Below are 15,675 nucleotides of genomic sequence, written 5' to 3' on the forward strand. Positions count from 1 at the left end.
CACTACACTTCGTGAACGCTAAAATGACCAACATCACAAACATATTAAAACAAGCCACCGACGGGTTACTGATGACCAGTGAATCAGAGTACCCATTTGAGGTTTTCGCATGGGAATCCGCAGTATTGAATGAAGCTACAGTATTAAAAAAAACGGGTCATTCTCAGGAGACACCCGTTAAACTTGTGGAAATTGATGATTTCTTTAGAAACTCTGTAACCGCAGAAGATTGGCACGAAGACGAGGAAAAAGCCACTGTGAAAAAGTTTCAGAATCTTGTGAATCTCTTAAAAACTAATTTAATAGATTTACAAGTTTACAAAATAGGTAATAGAGAAATTGATGTTTACATTACCGGTAATACCCCTGATGGTATAGCAGGGGTTTCCACAAAAGTTATCGAAACCTAAAGATCATCAACTTTGCTTTCAATCACCCGTTGAATATTGGGAGAAACATTAGAGAGAAAATCATACCCTGTTAGTTTTTCTAGGGTATCCACACTGGTTCTAAAGACCTTCCAATTATTATCAAGTTGTTCATCATTGGGGATATTGACAGCAATAACACGGGTATTAGCAGTAATACCCTTGAGTCCAGCATCAGGATCTAGGACTACAACAATTTTCCAAGTGGATTGGGGAATTGTGACTAGGTTTTTCAATTTACCTTTACTGCCAACCGGACCAGCAATAATATAAAGTTCCTTACCTTGTGATACTAATTCCCTAGAATAATCCTCCAGATTCCCCCAAGTATTCCTATTATTATCGGGTGTTTGGGGCATCATATTACTCATTAAGAAGGTTGCTGTATTATCTTCAATGCTACGGGTTCTATCAGCCGATGGGGTAATGTGACCTCTATCATACCCTGAACCATTATAAGCAGTGGGTTTGATGCGTTCCCAACCTTCAGGTAATGTGTTATCTGGTCTAAAGTTATCTTGACGTGGGGCATCCCCAAACCATGATTTATTTAACTGCCAACTTACCCAATTAGGAGTACCATTACTGCGATTGTAAGACAGTACATACTGGGGTTTTATCATCAAGTCATTATCAGGGTTATTGATGTTGGTTGTGGCTTGACTGGGATTACCCAACAGTAAATGAACCGATGGTATATTTCTAGCAAGTAATTCTGGTTCTAATTCTAAAGTTTGTGCTTGTGCCGGTGAACAAATCAGTAGCCCAATTGCAAAACTAATTAAAAATCGGACTTTTAGGACTTTTATAAACTTGATCATAAATTACTCGGTTATTATTGAAACACTTAAACAAACTGTAAAGCAATTAGGTCAACAATGGCAATCTGCTTGTGCAATCTTTTGGTATCTGCCGGTGTCGGTTCGCAGACTAATTGAAAAAATTTCAACGGAATAATCAGGGTTCTAACTTACCTTGTCGCAGACAAAGTGAAAATCTGTCGCGGAGTAGATGAAAAATTCCTACCAAAATCGCGGACTAATTGAAATTTTCCGCCAAATGAGGATAAAAGTTCGCAACTCATTACAGTATAGGTTTTGGAGCAATAATTCTGTAAGTAGCGATGCCTACGGCGGCTCCTTTGGAGCATCGCCGTGTAGAACGAGAGGATAAGGGTAACATAAGGTCATTCTCAATTAGTCTGCGACAAATTTTTACATAGTCCGCGACAATTTTCACTTTGTCTGCGAACCGACACCGGGGAGTCGGAAATTCTTAGAGGAAAATTTGGTTTACAATTGATATCAAAACTGATATCGCCATGAATAACAAGACCCTACCCAGTGAAATGATTCGCGTGCCGACTGTACTAATTCCGGTAGTACGGCAACTAGCAAAAATCCACCGCGACGGTCACACAACGGCGTTATTGCAAGGATTACAGGAACTGATAGCGCAGTTCGATAGCAGTGTAAAACTGGAAGCAACCAGCGAATTACAGCAGGTGGAGGAGAAGCTGGGGGAACTGGAAACGCACCTTTGTCAGCAAGATCAACAGGTGGCCACTAAATTAGAAGTCCTTGGTAAACAGTTGGAGAAAATTGAAAAAGCGATAGCTTCGCTCGCACCTGAGTTCGATGTAAGAAAACCAGCTAAAAATGAGTATTCAAAAGGGTTAGAGGCTTTTCTGGAAAGAGCCTATATTCTCAATAAGCCTTAATTATTGAGAATTAATAGGAAACCAGCCTAGATTTAAGTAAATTTTCATAACAAAATCTAAATTTATATTACGAATACTATTTGAATACAAACTCAAAGTACCTCAGATTAGGGACAATAGAAGAGGTTTAATTAAAGAAAATTAATGATTATAACTCATGGAATTAGAAACTATTTTCTGTGAAATTGATGATTTTTGTACCTATTTTGAGCCAATATTTCAAGCTCAACTTATCCCATCCCAAATAAAAAAAAGAATTAGACCCAGCCGATTATGTCTAAGTGAAATTATGACAATAATTGTGTATTTTCATCGCTCTAGTTACCGCAATTTTAAAGATTATTACCTGAAACATATCTTCAAATATTGCCAAGGTGAATTTCCCAATTTAGTGAGTTATCAAAGATTTGTTGAATTAATGCCAAATGCTTTAATTCCCTTGATGTATTATCTGAATACACGAAAAGGACTCAATACAGGTATAAGTTTTATTGATAGTACCTCTATTCCCATTTGTCATTCTAAAAGAGCCAAGACAAATAAGGTCTTTAAAGATTTAGCTGGCTGGGGGAAAAGTTCTATTTGTTGGTATTTTGGGTTTAAACTTCATTTGATTATTAATGATCAAGGAGAGTTACTTGCGTTTCAAATTACTCCTGGAAATACAGATGACCGAAAACCTGTTCCCACTTTGACTAAGAACTTATTTGGGAAAATATTTGGAGACAAAGGATATATTTCTCAAAAACTCTGGCTTGAACTTTGGTCTAATGGACTCAAATTAATCACTCCTTTCAAGAAAAATATGCGGAATAAGCTCTTGTCCCTGGAGGAGAAATTAATGCTCCGAAAACGCTCTTTAATTGAAACTGTTAATGACCAACTCAAAAATATTTCACAACTTGCTCATTCTCGACATCGAAGTGTTACTAATTTCATGGTTAATGTTGTTGCTGCAATAATAGCTTATACTTGGCAACCTAAAAAACCTTCTTTAAGATTTGATGAAAATGAAATTGAAACCTTACCAGTTTTATTAGCTTAATTACCAATTAAATATCAATATTACCTAATAGTAAATACATTTCAAAAAATTAATTTTTTGAGAACTTTTTGGCGTGGGCTTTAATTCTCAATAACCAATACTTATTGACAGAACTGTTGCTGTTACGTACTTTTAGACTTTTTATTTACATCGAACTCAGGTATCATCGGGTAAATTCAATAATGGTAAACGACTGGTCCGAAAACTTTCAGCAGTGAATCTCCCCACACCCTGTAACACCAATCCCACAATTTCCAGTTGACGGGAAACGTTTTCCGTCAGGTCTAATCCCCGTTTTTTGGCGTTGGCTATAATATTCCAAATGCTAGGAATTTTCGTCATAGATATAGGTGTTAGATTGTTTAATTTGGAAACCTTAATACCAATTGAAAGAAAAAATCAATAACTCACACCTGTCTCTTGACCTTTTTAATAAAATACTCGCCTCTCTTAACATTTCTTCCCTTTCGGATAAACGGTACTCAATTAATAACTTTAGTTGCTGATTTATCATATAGCAATACCCTCTTGTAACACCTTAGACAGTAAGGGACTAGCTCCCATAGCTCCCCTTTCTACCTGTGCTTCTGTAACTACAAAGGTGGAAATAACTAGATCATATTTAAAACCTACTTCCCACGCCAAATCGCTAATTTTTTCTCGACATGATCTATCTAATTCAGTAATTTTAATAAACACATCTAAATCTGATTCTTCTGTAGCATCACCTCTCGCTCTTGAACCAAATACCCGTAAATCCAAAATGGGAATTATCGCTTCTAGTCGAGAGCGAAACTCTGAAACAATTTTTCGATCACTATCCTGTATCATGTCTATTCCTCTAAAAAAAACCAATCTTTACTAACTGTTTCTTAATCCTTCGATTTAAATAATAAAGCAATTTATGTTTGTTTAGGTTTCCCCTATCTCCCAACTATTACGTCAATAAATTTACCGATGTATCCACCAAAACATGACCACTATTATCAATCAGTGTTTTCATCCGTTCTTCGAGTCCTGGTTTTCCCCGAACTCCCGAAAATGAATAATCAAAACATTCATGTTCACCTTCAACTAAATTAAAACTAATGGTGGTGATTACTCCACATAATTCCAGTTCTGATTCCACTTGTTTTCTGTATTGTAACCAAGGATTTAAAGCATCAGTAGTTCCACTATTCAACAGTGCATAACACCAATTTCCTTGCATATCAAGAAACGTTATTTGCACCCAATTCTGTGCAGGTAAATGGGCAAATGGCTTACCAAATATTGGTGTAGATGCCCATAATATAATCATCTTCAAAATAGACCCAATTTCACTCAGTTGATTACCAACTTCTAAGTAAATTTTACCTACTTTGCGATTAAACCGATATCTTCTTAATTCCATTGTTTAGCATTGAACTCAACAACACTAGAAAACGATAGTATTCAATCATTCAAAAACACCGATAAACCAGGGTCTAAAGACAATGTTGATTCCCGGTGTTCATGGTACTGTTTCTTGAGTGTGATGATGCGGCGAACTGCTTGCAGCAGCGCTTCGCTATCGCTCAATAATTTAGCCTGTTGTTTCTCCAATTCTTCAATAGCATCCCGGTGATTAGCAATCTGAGATTCAATATCTGCAATCTGTTCAGAATGTTTATTAGCCAATTCCCCAGTAATGCGTTGAATATCCTCGTCTAACCGGGCAAGTTTGGTATCCTCTTTAGCGATAGCAATAAAAAAAGTCCCTAGATAAACTAGAGACTCATGGGTTTATTCAATGTCAGTTAATTGTTGAACTTCCTGAATAGATTTAATGGTGTTGTTAATAAATCTACTAATCAATTCAATCCTTACTTCATACGATATAGTAGGATTATTCAGGTTCTCAACTTGGAACTTTGCCGATAACATATTATTGAGAGCTATTGCTAAATTTGTCTTCATTTCACTATCTCGTTGTTCGTATTCCTGAACCTCTAACTCCCAATCTTCCGGTTCATATTTTGTTACAGAAACTGGCATTCCATGAGCTTCATGATATTCAGTATATTCTGACATAATGATATTACAAAAACATCATAGTCAACAAGCGATAGCATTAAATAACCCCAATCTAATGACTGGGGTTGATAACTATAAATTAATCATCTCTGAAAGAATTAAATAACGCCTTCTCAGCATCATTTCTACTTTCAATTTCACCCAATTTCGCTAATGCAGCATCTAAACTCTGATAAGTAGCACAACAATAGAGATGCCGCTTTTCAAATATCCCATAATAGCCGGTGATACCTTGAGCTTTACCTGCTCTGGTGATATCTGTACACCACTTTACGTAAATGCGATCGCCAACAGTAGCTAATTCTCGTTTAACTAACTCCTTTTGCTTGAGTTGTTCGCCGATTTCTTTAACTTCTGTGATAACTTCTTCACGGGTGTTAGACCACCAATGACAATCTTCACTCTTCACCAAAACGTCATCAATATATATTTCATAAGCCCATACGTCTTGACGCATAGATTCACGATAATATTGACGGAGATTGCGGATACTGCCTTGGATTTCAGGGGCTTGATAAAACATGATGAATACAAAAAAACAACGCCCCCTGTCAGCGATAGCGTCCCCACAAATTAATTTACTTAACTCCAATCTATTGCTAAACTGGAGTTATTTATTTTTGTAATTAAACTACTGGATGATAACCTTTCTCTTGATTCAACTGCCAAAGATTGATACTAAATCTTTCATTACTCAAGATTTTAGTTACACCATGAAGTTTCTTACAATTAAACTCGATGATATCACCATCATTTAATTGATATTCCTTACCATCATAGTGAAATACACAACTACCAAGATTCACAGTTCTAGCGATAGCGAAGCGCTCCGCAGGAATCGCTCTAGAATAACTATGATCTCGATGTGGTATAATCAATCCGGTACTTTGAATATTACCAATCTTGCCACCGAAAGTTAACAAGCCGATATTAGTTCCGGGGTAAACTCGCTGACAGAAATTCCCAAGTCTATCATTATGATAAGCTTTAGTGATTGTACTTGGAGTTCTCAAATCACACTCATGAAATAACCAAAGGCGATATCTGCCTTGAGCGTAACTAGAAACATCACTGGTCATTAAATTCACACTTTCTCTACAAAAGCTTCTTAAATCAGCTAAAGTTTCGGATTTAACTTTACTAACTAATTTCAAATCACTGGGGTTAGGATTCATGAAATTCTCCAAATTACTCAACTTCCCTCAGCGATAGCGCCCCAACGACTAAACATCAAAAAAGTCCTGACAGTGGGAGTCAAGACTATTAAACTAAATGACTAAATGACTAAATGTGAGCTAAAATCTTACCAACTTCATCATATTCATCATTACGATGTGGTGGGTATTCTTCACTTTCATCGCCGGTGAAGTTCACATTCAGGAAATGATTTTTACCGTGATAGTAATTACCTACAAATAAATCACAATTATGATGATAGAATAGAAGTTGATGATTAGTTAAATAGGGTTGAATATTATCACGTTCAAAGCGAAGTTTTTCAGTAAGTTTATCAAAGTCAATACCCTTTTTCTTATTGGGTTCAGGTAAACCGCTACCAAATTTACTGGGGATGTTAATTGCCATAATTCCTCATGTTAGATAATCAAAAACATCAAGTGATAACATTAAAAAAAAGCCCTAATCCCCAAAGGAGACTAGGACTGTAAACTAATTAGTATGGAATGTTATCTGGTTGATTACCTTCAACATAATCAACACTGGCAGGTTTGTTATCAAAACTAGCGGGTTCATTACCAATACCAGTAGCTCGATTACGTTTCTGATAATATCTATTCCTTTCAGCAAGTAAGTCATCTACGGTATAACCTAAACCTGCAATAAACTTATCAAACTTGGCTTGATCCATCTTATGAATGTCATGAGTTAACCATTCTGCTTCAAAGATTTTATAACCTTCCTGACCTTTAACACGATTATCAATCTTGTACTGTTCCCAAGCCAAAACTCGAATTCCATCCTTGAGTTGAGAAAGTTTCTTGTCAGCTTTGGAAAGAATGTTGATAGCCATAACAAAACCTCGAAAACAACGCCCCCTCTGCGCGATAGCGCCCCTACCGATAACTTCCGGGTAACTCAAGACTATGGCTTACGCCACGCTGCGCTATCAATGCCAATAGGGGGCTGATTACCTATGTTTACAATGCTGATAATATTGATAATACTTCGGGGTTCTCAAGTGAATGAGCAGTGAAGCGATAGCGAAGCGCTCCGTAGGAATCGCCAAACCATACTAAATTATCAACGCCAGGGGCATTATTAATTATACTAAATTTTGCAGTATATAAATCTCAGACAATATCATACTATTGACAACAAAATTAATGGTATCATAAAGAAGTTGGGGATTTATTATAAATCCCAAAAACCGGGGGCAAATATGACAGAAGCAACAGCGAACTATGATCAAACATGGAAAGAAGCTATAGGACAATATTTTGAATCATTTCTACAATTCTTTTATCCAAAAATATACGAACAAATTGACTGGAGTAAACCCCCTATTTCTTTAGATAAAGAACTAGAACAAATTACTGCATCTAGTCAAACAAAAAAACGTTATGCGGATAAATTGTTTCAAGTCTGGTTATTGAATAATGAAATAATTTGGATTTTGATTCATATAGAAGTCCAAAGTCAATATGATAAACAGTTTCCTCAAAGAATGTTTATCTATAATTATCGTTCATTTGATTTATTTAATAAACCAGTAATAAGTTTAGCAATATTAGGAGATGAAAACAAAAGTTGGCGACCAAATAGTTATGAATACGGTTTAGGGGATAGTGAAGTTAAAATCAAATTCAGTACAGTGAAACTGCTAGACTATCAATGGGAAGAACTAGCTGCAAGTAACAATCTGTTTGCTATAATAGTAATGGCACATCTGAAAACCAAAGTCACTACTAAGGAATATGAATTAAATAAAGTGTAAAAGTAGGGTGTATTAGCGACAGCGTAACGCACCATTTCAGGTTAAGTCAGAATTGCAGGTTATTAAATTTGCGTTCCTAAGGACTTAACGCAAAGAGAACAATGGAAATGGAACTTAGTCAGACCATTGTATCAAAAAGGCTTAACTAAATTTGACATTATTAATTTAGTCAAGTTCATTGATAAAATGATGACGTTACCACCACCATTGCAATTAGAGTTTAACCATAAATTAGAACAACACGAAAAGGAGTTAAATATGCCTTTCCTCAGCACTATTGAAGAACTTGCAGAAGAAAGAGGACAAGTAAAAGGTGCTAAAGAAACCTGCCAACAAAACATTTTTGATTTACTAGAAAATCGCTTTGGTACTTTACCTGAAAAATTAATGGAAACTCTCAAAGAAATTAATGATTTAATGGCTTTAAAAAACCTACATTTAAAAACCATTAGCGTTAATTCACTGGATGAGTTTCAAACATTAATTAACGCAGTATTACAGCCAAAATAATGCTGTTATGTCCCTGATTTATGATTTTATCAAAAGTCAGGGATAAACAAGCAGAATACTAATGTTCAAAAATTATTACTCTTAGTATCTAGCAATTGATTAAATGTAGACAATTGTTTGAATTAATTATTCAGGTAAACAAGAAATCACTTCCAAATCAAGTTCCTTACCTACAGATTCAATTTGTTTCCATACTTCAGCATTATCAACAAACAATCGTTTCACATAGAGTCTGAGTTTAGTATCAGGTAATGACAACATTCTCATCCCCAAATTCTCGGCATCCTGTTTAACGGTTCTCACAGATTCCAATAAATCATCACCATATTTTGTTGCTAAAGTCCCTTGCACACCCCATAATTGGGCATGACTTTCATCCTCAAAATCAACTTGGGCAATCCATTTGTTATCATCACCGGGATACATTTGATAAATACCAATTCCAGTGGTGAATAATTGTCCAATCATGATACAATCCCCTATATTATTGAACATTAAGCAATAGCATTACCGATAATCAATAACGCTATTTGCTATTTGTTATTGCTGGTTTCAATCCTCAATTACCTTAATTGGTAACTGTCACCTGCATTTTCAAACATTATCCAATTTCCCCATGAATCAACTCAACAACAGATTCAGCGAGTAACCCCCTCACCTTAATCTCCAGTGGAAATCTGCGGACTCGTTTGGATTGTCGGGGTGTGCCGTCGTCTCCCTCGAAATAGCCATTATTGACAATTACCCAATCTCTAAATCTGGGGAACTCTTGTTGTTTCAAACCAATGTAAGTGATAAAGCTAGTGAATCCTGAGCTTTCATCGGTGGATTCTGGCCAATGAAACTTGTTTGAATAAGTACCCACAATGGTAATGCGATTCCTACGGAGCGCTTCGCTATCGCTCAGTTCCACCACCTGATAATTCCCATGTGGACTAACTTGTAAAACCTTACCTTCAATACCCGCAAAATTGATTTTATTCATCATTAAATCTCAAAAACACCAAGACTAAAAAGCGATAGCATCAATGATTTTTGTAATCTTCATTTCACTATATAAAGCTTGATTTTATTAGTGATTATGTTAAAATCAAACAATGGCTAGAGTTTAGTTAATAGATGATGTAGTGCTGGGAATAGATTAACTCATGCCTATTCCCTTTTTTCTACTAATCCGGGTCTGAATAACTGTCAAACCAAATTATCTGACTATCAGAAAACCCAATCATCCTAGATAAACCGTCTTCACAGTTGACAATTAACTTACCTGAATCTGAAATATCAACAACTCCAGTAATTCGGGGTTCATTGAATAGTATATTTAATTGCTCAACAGTGAGTTCAATTGATTTTAAAGGGTTGATTCCTGTACGTTTAACGAATGCAGTGGTCATGATCTTAACTAACAACAACACAACCCCAAAGCGATAGCATTAGCATCCTTAACATATTTTTATTAACTAAATTAAATTTATAGACCATGACACCAGAAGAAGTTTTAAGTCAAATAACCGATGGAATTTGGGTAAACAAGGGTGGGTTAAGAGTCCCCACAGAAGTTGTGCAAGCTTTGTCAAATAAAGAGGATTGGTTTGATTCAATTCAACCAGTAGTTTACTCGCAAGATAATTTACCTTCACTAAAAGCGATTATTAATTACTTTTCTAAATCAGAATTAGACGATGAAGTTGGCTATGCTTCTGCGGAAATCCTACAATCTTGTTATGGTGTCAACAAAGTTTTCAACTCTAAAGTACACGGTAATCCAAGTGCTGTTGGACAACAAAAACTGGATGCCATTGGACAACGCCTAGCGAATATCGAAACTTATAAAGCAGCCGTAGAAGTTAATAATATATTGATTAATTGGAAGAATATTAATAGTAGTGGTTATGATAACGATGATTCAGTTTATGACAGAATTAAATCTGTAGAACAAGTAAATAAAAGTTGGTTTTCTCAACAAATTGAGGATTTAAAAACATTAATGCTCAATGCTTATGATAGTTTATTATCCCAATTTGATGAACAAGAAGACCCTGTACCACAGGAAGTAAGGAATCACTTTGTGGCAATTAGGGAGAAAACAGAGCAGGAATTTCCATCGGCGATAGCGAAGCGCTGCTGCAAGCAGTTCGCTGATTTCCCCCAGGACAACCTCAAAATTGTCAATATATTTCAAGGACTCCTAGATAAACTCAAAGAAGAACTTGCGGATGCTTTACAAAAAATCAAAGAATTGGTTTTAGGTAAAGATGAATCCAAGGCAGCGAGGGCAGAAGCGAGACAAGAACACAAGGATAAATCAGGACTGTTGAAGTTTCTGAAAAGCAAGATTGTTAATCCAACAATTAACGGTATCAAAAAACTATTTAGAAAAGCCGGGAAATTGTTATCTAATCAAGAAGAAAATAACTATAAAGAAGACACAATTAAATCACAATTTGGGAATATTTCTAGTGCTTATGGTGCAATTGTTCCTGTGGATATACCGACAACAATCAACGCCATTGAAGTATTGAAAAAGATTACCGAAAGTATTCTGACAACATTTATTTTAAAGGGAGTGCAATTACCGGGAGTTTTCGTTGAAGCCTTAAAAAATACTACGATTTCTATAATCTTAAAACGATTAGATATTCCCGGAGGTGAAGCAATTCGTTATATTACTGGGGGATTACTAAGAACAGTCAAAGACCTATTACCAGCAGTTTTCAATAATACCGGAATGTTTGCGGGGGCATGGGGTTTATTAACAGCTTGCGCTCCTTATATTTTAGCAGCAGCAATCCTGGTGATTATTGCTATCAAAATGGCTAAAAGAAATCAACTCGGTGATTTTATTTTAATACTGGGATTATTGGCATCCCAAACAGAACCCGATATCTGTTGTGCCAGAGTAATTGGTGACGAGAAAATGGAGGATATACAAACATTGAAAGAGGGATTTATTACCGAAACCAATAAGAATTATGACTTTATTTATGCTTTGACATTTAAAAATGAACAGATTGCTAGAAGCATGGACATATCCAATGAAACTCCGGTAATTATTCCTGAAGAAGCCGCTATCACAATTAACGCAGGATTATCAAGTTTAGAATACATGGATTTTTAATTATGACAATAACATTCACAAACACCCGCTATATCGAAGATGGTTCGGTAGGTTCAATCGCCACCGTTGCTGAATGGTCAGTGTGGAATTGTACTGAAAATAAATGGTCAAATGCACCTAAAGTAGTATTACGAAATATATTATTAGCAGGATTACATCCAAAATTAGATTTTTGTATTGGGGAAATAGAAACAACAGAAACCAGGGCATCAGCATTAAACGCATTTAAACCTAAAGGTTATCAAGCAGCATTCTTTCTGGATTTAGCCAGTGGTTCTAGAAATCATGGAAGATTCACATTCACTAATGAAAAAACCATCGGTAAAAAGTATTTTGGGGAAACAGCTAAAGACCAATGGAAACGTATAATTTACGGTAGCATTTTGCATACTGGTTGTAAGAAACTGGTATACAAACAAATGAAATATGTAGTAGTAGATGATGAAAATAAAGATTCAGATGGTAACGACTTAGATGATGCAGTCAATAATATTCATTGGGAGACTGGGGATAGTCACGCCAAAGCTAGTAAAGCACTGATGCAATTACTGGGACTGCCATTACAACAATTTAATCCCGATACTGGAGAAGATGAAGAACTTGAACCTGATGAAAATAAACCCTTACAATTTAGGGCAGCATTCAGAAACAACGATAATTTAGTAGAATGGATTGGTAAAGGAACTGTTGGTTATAACCCTAAACTCGACTCTTCTGAATTTGATTTAGTCATTCCCTTATCTTCACTCAAAGGTAATAAACCAGCGTTAGGTAATCACCAGGGTAAACTATTATTTGGTTTGGTGTTTGAGGGGGAATTACGTCGCGCTAAACCAGGATGGATGTTACTCCAGTGGTTCTCATTTGAAGTGCTGGAAAAAGATAAAATTATTGATAACCTACGGAAAAAGTGCGATCGCCTATCCCAAACCTATAATTCCATCACCGACTTAGGAATGTGAATTAAATAAGGTGCAAAAGTAGGGTGTGTTAGCGACAGCGTAACGCACCATTCCAGGTTACATCAGAATTGCAGGTTATTAAATTTGCGTTCCTAAGATTTCAAAACTCTGTTAACCCCATCTCCCCCGAAATTTTTCGCTCTCTCTCCTATATGGTAACTGATTTATATCATCGACATTGGAGGATTGAAGATTTAAAAAATATAGGCAGTACAAAATTCTGCTAGAACGCGTTGTTATGTTTTTCTTTACTTACGTTTTAGCATTGCCCAAATAGATGCAGCTACAATCATAAAACCACCCATCCAGCCGCTAAGGCTTAATGGTTCTGCCCTAGAACCAATCAACAAATGGACATTCCCTCTTGAAGAATTGGAATCTGCCCAAAAGGTACTCTCTGAGACAGGAGGAATTCCCTATCCACCAGAGATGATTGCATTAGCACACAAAGAACTAAATGAATTTATTCACATTCTTGAAGCAGAAGGAGTCAAAGTTCGTCGAGTCAACCCTGTAGATTTCTCTGCCCCCTTCTCCACACCAGCTTGGCAAGTAGGAAGTGGTTTTTGTGCCGCCAATCCTCGTGATGTTTTTTTGGTGATTGGCAATGAGATTATTGAAGCACCAATGGCAGATCGCAACCGCTATTTTGAAACTTGGGCGTATCGAAAGCTGCTCAAGGAATATTTTCAGGCAGGAGCTAAGTGGACCGCGGCACCGAAGCCACAATTATTGGACGCACAGTATGACTTAAATTTCCAGTTTCCTCAAACAGGAGAGCCGTCGCGCTTTGTCGTTGCAGAGTTTGAACCAACTTTTGATGCAGCAGATTTTGTGCGCTGCGGACGGGATATTTTTGGTCAAAAAAGTCATGTCACTAATAGGTTGGGCATAGAGTGGTTACAACGCCACCTGGAAGACGAATACCGTATTCAGATTATTGAATCGCATTGTCCTATTTTTAATGTTTATTTTAATTATCGTTTCACAAGGGTGACATAGAGTGGTAAAACTTAGGAGACAATTATGACAAATGCCGACCTAATCTTAATCAACGACTGGTACGTAGTCGCAAAGATAGAAGATTGTAAACCAGGAAGTATCACCACAGCTAGTTTGTTGGGAGTTAAATTGGTACTATGGCGCAGTCATGAACAGAATTCACCCATACAGGTATGGCAAGACCACTGTCCCCACCGAGGTGTTGCTCTGTCTATGGGAGAAATTGCGAATAATACTTTGGTTTGTGCATATCACGGATGGAGATACAATCAAGCAGGTAAATGCGTACAGATCCCGGCTCACCCTGACATGATACCCCCAGCAAGTGCGATCGCCAAGACCTATCATTGCCAGGAACGCTACGGCTTAGTGTGGGTCTGTTTAGGGAGCCCTGTGAATGATATACCTTCATTCCCCGAATGGGATGTGCAAGAAGGGCAGCATCAATTGGGATTACGATTGGTGCCATTTTTGCGAGTGCTGCGGCACTCATTTTCTGGTTGCTTCCATATCAAATTGCGGGAATTTATTTAAATATAAACAATCCAGAGAATATCGAAGCAATTAATACAGCAACTTCTTTTCTCGCTTTGTCGGGATTATTCCAAATTTTTTACAGTATTCAAATGATTACTGTTGGGGCTTTGATAGGGTTGCAAGATACGTTCGTTCCAGTGTTAATGAACTTAGTTGTCTGGGTTCTTGGCTTGGCAGGAAGCTATTTCATGGCAATCATTTTAGGTTGGGGAGGTATCGGTATCTGGTTAAGTATGGTTTTGAGTCCACTCCTATCTGGAGTCATTTTAATGGTTCGTTTTTATCAAATGATTGCCCATAAGATTGCCAATAGTAATAACGGGGAAGAGAGTCAAATTATACCCGCCGAAAAGGTGTTGAAATGCATATCTTAGGAATTTCAGCTTACTACCACGATAGCGCTGCCGCTATGGTTGTCGATGGCGAAATCGTTGCCGCAGCCCAGGAAGAACGTTTTTCAAGACGAAAGCACGATGCTAGTTTTCCTATTGGAGCGATCGCTTACTGTCTAAAACAAGCAGGAACCAAGTTACAATATATCGATCAAATTGTTTTTTACGACAAGCCATTAGTCAAGTTTGAGCGATTGTTGGAAACCTATTTAGCCCATGCGCCAAAAGGATTTAGCTCGTTTATCACAGCCATCCCAATCTGGCTAAAAGAAAAGCTTTGCCTAAAAACAATCCTAAAAAAAGAATTGGCACTCTTGGGGGAGTGCAAAACTTCTCAATTGCCGCCTCTATTATTTACCTCACATCACCAAGCCCATGCGGCTTCTGCTTTTTTTCCCAGTCCTTTTGAGCGTGCTGCCGTTTTGTGCTTAGATGGTGTAGGAGAGTGGGCAACCACCAGGAGATTGCGGGAAGGCTGGGAGCCGCGTCTCTTTAGAGCGCGGGGGAAAGCCTACTCGTGCGGTTTTAACCGCGTCCAATATTCTCAACCATGATGCGGGTCATTAATATATCTTTCTATAGTATCAGCAGCAACGTTTCCAGCAGTTGAAAAGAAATAGCTGCTAGTCCAAAGTGACGGTAGCTTTTTTAATTCTGGGAACTCTTTTCTTAGGTAATTAGATGAGCGTCCTTTAAATGCTTTAACTACCTGAAATATTGCATCAGTTGGATGAATCTCTACGAATAAATGAATGTGATCTGGTGCAACTTCTAACGCCCGAATATTCCAATCTTTTTCAATAGCTAATGCCGAAAATATCTCAAAAATCCTATCCCTGATTTTCCCTACAAGCACTTTTTTTCGGCGTTTAGGTATCCAGACTAAATGAATCACGCTCAATCCGACAGCGTGATTATAATGCCGATATTCATAAGAACTTTTTTTCATATAT

General features: G+C 37.0%; 23 protein-coding genes and 2 pseudogenes. 11 read left to right on the plus strand and 14 right to left on the minus strand.

From position 1 onward, the window contains the following. The first annotated feature begins 23 nt into the window (after positions 1-23). Positions 24-410: a nuclease A inhibitor family protein gene (locus tag HEQ36_RS18150; protein WP_053541310.1), complete on the plus strand. Its 387-nt coding sequence runs from the start codon at positions 24-26 to the stop codon at positions 408-410. On the opposite strand, the gene HEQ36_RS18155 is transcribed toward HEQ36_RS18150, so the two are convergent. Further along, entirely contained in the window at positions 407-1,249 is an 843-nt protein-coding gene (locus HEQ36_RS18155; protein ID WP_053539802.1) for a DNA/RNA non-specific endonuclease, read from the minus strand. The genes HEQ36_RS18150 and HEQ36_RS18155 overlap by 4 nt on opposite strands. Positions 1,250-1,749: 500 nt before the next feature. Here HEQ36_RS18155 and HEQ36_RS18160 point away from each other — a divergent pair. Further along, a pseudogene (locus tag HEQ36_RS18160) lies at positions 1,750-2,049 on the plus strand (hypothetical protein); the annotation flags it as partial. Between the two features lie 256 nt (positions 2,050-2,305). Then, complete coding sequence (locus HEQ36_RS18165) at positions 2,306-3,193, plus strand: IS982 family transposase (protein ID WP_168634808.1); 888 nt, start codon at positions 2,306-2,308, stop codon at positions 3,191-3,193. 156 nt (positions 3,194-3,349) lie between these two features. On the opposite strand, the gene HEQ36_RS18170 is transcribed toward HEQ36_RS18165, so the two are convergent. From HEQ36_RS18170 to HEQ36_RS18210, 9 genes are all read right to left on the minus strand, one after another. Then, a complete protein-coding gene (locus HEQ36_RS18170) occupies positions 3,350-3,535 on the minus strand; it encodes a hypothetical protein (RefSeq protein WP_233455544.1) in 186 nt (61 codons plus the stop codon). 168 nt (positions 3,536-3,703) lie between these two features. Continuing rightward, complete coding sequence (locus tag HEQ36_RS18175) at positions 3,704-4,024, minus strand: nucleotidyltransferase family protein (RefSeq protein ID WP_053539817.1); 321 nt, start codon at positions 4,022-4,024, stop codon at positions 3,704-3,706. A 106-nt stretch (positions 4,025-4,130) separates the two neighbouring features. Further along, positions 4,131-4,586, minus strand: coding sequence for a hypothetical protein (locus tag HEQ36_RS18180; RefSeq protein ID WP_053539818.1), 456 nt, complete (start codon positions 4,584-4,586; stop codon positions 4,131-4,133). Between the two features lie 41 nt (positions 4,587-4,627). Then, the gene (locus HEQ36_RS18185) at positions 4,628-4,852 is read right to left on the minus strand and encodes a hypothetical protein (protein WP_053539819.1); all 225 of its coding nucleotides are present in this window, start codon (positions 4,850-4,852) and stop codon (positions 4,628-4,630) included. 105 nt (positions 4,853-4,957) lie between these two features. Next, positions 4,958-5,245, minus strand: a complete 288-nt coding sequence (locus tag HEQ36_RS18190) for a hypothetical protein (protein WP_053539820.1) — start codon at positions 5,243-5,245, stop codon at positions 4,958-4,960. Positions 5,246-5,327: 82 nt separating this feature from the next. Continuing rightward, a complete protein-coding gene (locus HEQ36_RS18195) occupies positions 5,328-5,771 on the minus strand; it encodes a hypothetical protein (protein WP_168636666.1) in 444 nt (147 codons plus the stop codon). A 103-nt stretch (positions 5,772-5,874) separates the two neighbouring features. Beyond that, positions 5,875-6,423: a hypothetical protein gene (locus HEQ36_RS18200; protein ID WP_168636667.1), complete on the minus strand. Its 549-nt coding sequence runs from the start codon at positions 6,421-6,423 to the stop codon at positions 5,875-5,877. A gap of 109 nt (positions 6,424-6,532) precedes the next feature. Further along, a complete protein-coding gene (locus tag HEQ36_RS18205) occupies positions 6,533-6,832 on the minus strand; it encodes a hypothetical protein (protein ID WP_168636668.1) in 300 nt (99 codons plus the stop codon). A gap of 88 nt (positions 6,833-6,920) precedes the next feature. Beyond that, the gene (locus HEQ36_RS18210; protein ID WP_168636669.1) at positions 6,921-7,277 is read right to left on the minus strand and encodes a hypothetical protein; all 357 of its coding nucleotides are present in this window, start codon (positions 7,275-7,277) and stop codon (positions 6,921-6,923) included. A 369-nt stretch (positions 7,278-7,646) separates the two neighbouring features. Here HEQ36_RS18210 and HEQ36_RS18215 point away from each other — a divergent pair. Next, positions 7,647-8,174 (plus strand): annotated as a pseudogene (locus HEQ36_RS18215) (hypothetical protein); the annotation flags it as partial. A 153-nt stretch (positions 8,175-8,327) separates the two neighbouring features. Then, on the plus strand, positions 8,328-8,711 hold the full coding sequence (locus tag HEQ36_RS18220; protein WP_290708219.1) for a hypothetical protein: 384 nt from the start codon (positions 8,328-8,330) through the stop codon (positions 8,709-8,711). A gap of 126 nt (positions 8,712-8,837) precedes the next feature. Here HEQ36_RS18220 and HEQ36_RS18225 read toward each other — a convergent pair whose 3' ends face one another. From HEQ36_RS18225 to HEQ36_RS18235, 3 genes are all read right to left on the minus strand, one after another. Then, positions 8,838-9,179 (minus strand): hypothetical protein, encoded by a 342-nt coding sequence (locus HEQ36_RS18225; RefSeq protein ID WP_041457533.1) that lies wholly within the window; start codon positions 9,177-9,179, stop codon positions 8,838-8,840. 133 nt (positions 9,180-9,312) lie between these two features. After that, positions 9,313-9,696: a hypothetical protein gene (locus HEQ36_RS18230; RefSeq protein ID WP_233455546.1), complete on the minus strand. Its 384-nt coding sequence runs from the start codon at positions 9,694-9,696 to the stop codon at positions 9,313-9,315. Between the two features lie 184 nt (positions 9,697-9,880). After that, on the minus strand, positions 9,881-10,105 hold the full coding sequence (locus tag HEQ36_RS18235; protein WP_168636670.1) for a hypothetical protein: 225 nt from the start codon (positions 10,103-10,105) through the stop codon (positions 9,881-9,883). 86 nt (positions 10,106-10,191) lie between these two features. Between HEQ36_RS18235 and HEQ36_RS18240 the strand changes: the two genes are divergently transcribed. The 6 genes from HEQ36_RS18240 (at position 10,192) to HEQ36_RS18265 (ending at position 15,276) form a co-directional block, all read left to right on the plus strand. After that, positions 10,192-11,829, plus strand: a complete 1,638-nt coding sequence (locus HEQ36_RS18240) for a hypothetical protein (RefSeq protein WP_168636671.1) — start codon at positions 10,192-10,194, stop codon at positions 11,827-11,829. Between the two features lie 2 nt (positions 11,830-11,831). Further along, the gene (locus HEQ36_RS18245; RefSeq protein WP_205748586.1) at positions 11,832-12,791 is read left to right on the plus strand and encodes a hypothetical protein; all 960 of its coding nucleotides are present in this window, start codon (positions 11,832-11,834) and stop codon (positions 12,789-12,791) included. A gap of 372 nt (positions 12,792-13,163) precedes the next feature. Beyond that, positions 13,164-13,793, plus strand: coding sequence for a hypothetical protein (locus HEQ36_RS18250; RefSeq protein ID WP_205748587.1), 630 nt, complete (start codon positions 13,164-13,166; stop codon positions 13,791-13,793). 24 nt (positions 13,794-13,817) lie between these two features. Next, positions 13,818-14,327: a Rieske 2Fe-2S domain-containing protein gene (locus HEQ36_RS18255; RefSeq protein WP_233455547.1), complete on the plus strand. Its 510-nt coding sequence runs from the start codon at positions 13,818-13,820 to the stop codon at positions 14,325-14,327. Further along, positions 14,213-14,704: an MATE family efflux transporter gene (locus HEQ36_RS18260; RefSeq protein ID WP_168636672.1), complete on the plus strand. Its 492-nt coding sequence runs from the start codon at positions 14,213-14,215 to the stop codon at positions 14,702-14,704. Before HEQ36_RS18255 ends, HEQ36_RS18260 begins: the two co-directional genes overlap by 115 nt. After that, positions 14,692-15,276 carry a carbamoyltransferase N-terminal domain-containing protein gene (locus HEQ36_RS18265; RefSeq protein WP_233455548.1) on the plus strand — a complete coding sequence of 195 codons (585 nt, stop codon included), beginning with the start codon at positions 14,692-14,694 and terminating at the stop codon, positions 15,274-15,276. The genes HEQ36_RS18260 and HEQ36_RS18265 overlap by 13 nt, the downstream gene beginning before the upstream one ends. Here the strand turns inward: HEQ36_RS18265 and tnpA are convergent. Beyond that, complete coding sequence (gene tnpA, locus HEQ36_RS18270) at positions 15,267-15,671, minus strand: IS200/IS605 family transposase (RefSeq protein WP_039202577.1); 405 nt, start codon at positions 15,669-15,671, stop codon at positions 15,267-15,269. The two genes, HEQ36_RS18265 and tnpA, sit on opposite strands and share 10 nt — an antisense overlap. Between the last annotated feature and the right edge of the window lie 4 nt (positions 15,672-15,675).

The sequence above is a fragment of the Anabaena sp. 54 genome (genome assembly GCF_017355725.1).
Classification (GTDB): domain Bacteria; phylum Cyanobacteriota; class Cyanobacteriia; order Cyanobacteriales; family Nostocaceae; genus Dolichospermum; species Dolichospermum heterosporum.

Coding starts and splice junctions, on each gene's coding strand:
- tnpA (WP_039202577.1), bottom strand. CDS start 15,671: ATGAAAAAAAGTTCTTATGAATATCGGCATTATAATCACGCTGTCGGA.
- HEQ36_RS18235 (WP_168636670.1), bottom strand. CDS start 10,105: ATGACCACTGCATTCGTTAAACGTACAGGAATCAACCCTTTAAAATCA.
- HEQ36_RS18265 (WP_233455548.1), top strand. CDS start 14,692: ATGCATATCTTAGGAATTTCAGCTTACTACCACGATAGCGCTGCCGCT.
- HEQ36_RS18245 (WP_205748586.1), top strand. CDS start 11,832: ATGACAATAACATTCACAAACACCCGCTATATCGAAGATGGTTCGGTA.
- HEQ36_RS18225 (WP_041457533.1), bottom strand. CDS start 9,179: ATGATTGGACAATTATTCACCACTGGAATTGGTATTTATCAAATGTAT.
- HEQ36_RS18195 (WP_168636666.1), bottom strand. CDS start 5,771: ATGTTTTATCAAGCCCCTGAAATCCAAGGCAGTATCCGCAATCTCCGT.
- HEQ36_RS18260 (WP_168636672.1), top strand. CDS start 14,213: ATGGGATGTGCAAGAAGGGCAGCATCAATTGGGATTACGATTGGTGCC.
- HEQ36_RS18240 (WP_168636671.1), top strand. CDS start 10,192: ATGACACCAGAAGAAGTTTTAAGTCAAATAACCGATGGAATTTGGGTA.
- HEQ36_RS18155 (WP_053539802.1), bottom strand. CDS start 1,249: ATGATCAAGTTTATAAAAGTCCTAAAAGTCCGATTTTTAATTAGTTTT.
- HEQ36_RS18175 (WP_053539817.1), bottom strand. CDS start 4,024: ATGATACAGGATAGTGATCGAAAAATTGTTTCAGAGTTTCGCTCTCGA.
- HEQ36_RS18200 (WP_168636667.1), bottom strand. CDS start 6,423: ATGAATCCTAACCCCAGTGATTTGAAATTAGTTAGTAAAGTTAAATCC.
- HEQ36_RS18255 (WP_233455547.1), top strand. CDS start 13,818: ATGACAAATGCCGACCTAATCTTAATCAACGACTGGTACGTAGTCGCA.
- HEQ36_RS18165 (WP_168634808.1), top strand. CDS start 2,306: ATGGAATTAGAAACTATTTTCTGTGAAATTGATGATTTTTGTACCTAT.
- HEQ36_RS18180 (WP_053539818.1), bottom strand. CDS start 4,586: ATGGAATTAAGAAGATATCGGTTTAATCGCAAAGTAGGTAAAATTTAC.
- HEQ36_RS18230 (WP_233455546.1), bottom strand. CDS start 9,696: ATGAATAAAATCAATTTTGCGGGTATTGAAGGTAAGGTTTTACAAGTT.
- HEQ36_RS18210 (WP_168636669.1), bottom strand. CDS start 7,277: ATGGCTATCAACATTCTTTCCAAAGCTGACAAGAAACTTTCTCAACTC.
- HEQ36_RS18190 (WP_053539820.1), bottom strand. CDS start 5,245: ATGTCAGAATATACTGAATATCATGAAGCTCATGGAATGCCAGTTTCT.
- HEQ36_RS18150 (WP_053541310.1), top strand. CDS start 24: ATGACCAACATCACAAACATATTAAAACAAGCCACCGACGGGTTACTG.
- HEQ36_RS18205 (WP_168636668.1), bottom strand. CDS start 6,832: ATGGCAATTAACATCCCCAGTAAATTTGGTAGCGGTTTACCTGAACCC.
- HEQ36_RS18170 (WP_233455544.1), bottom strand. CDS start 3,535: ATGACGAAAATTCCTAGCATTTGGAATATTATAGCCAACGCCAAAAAA.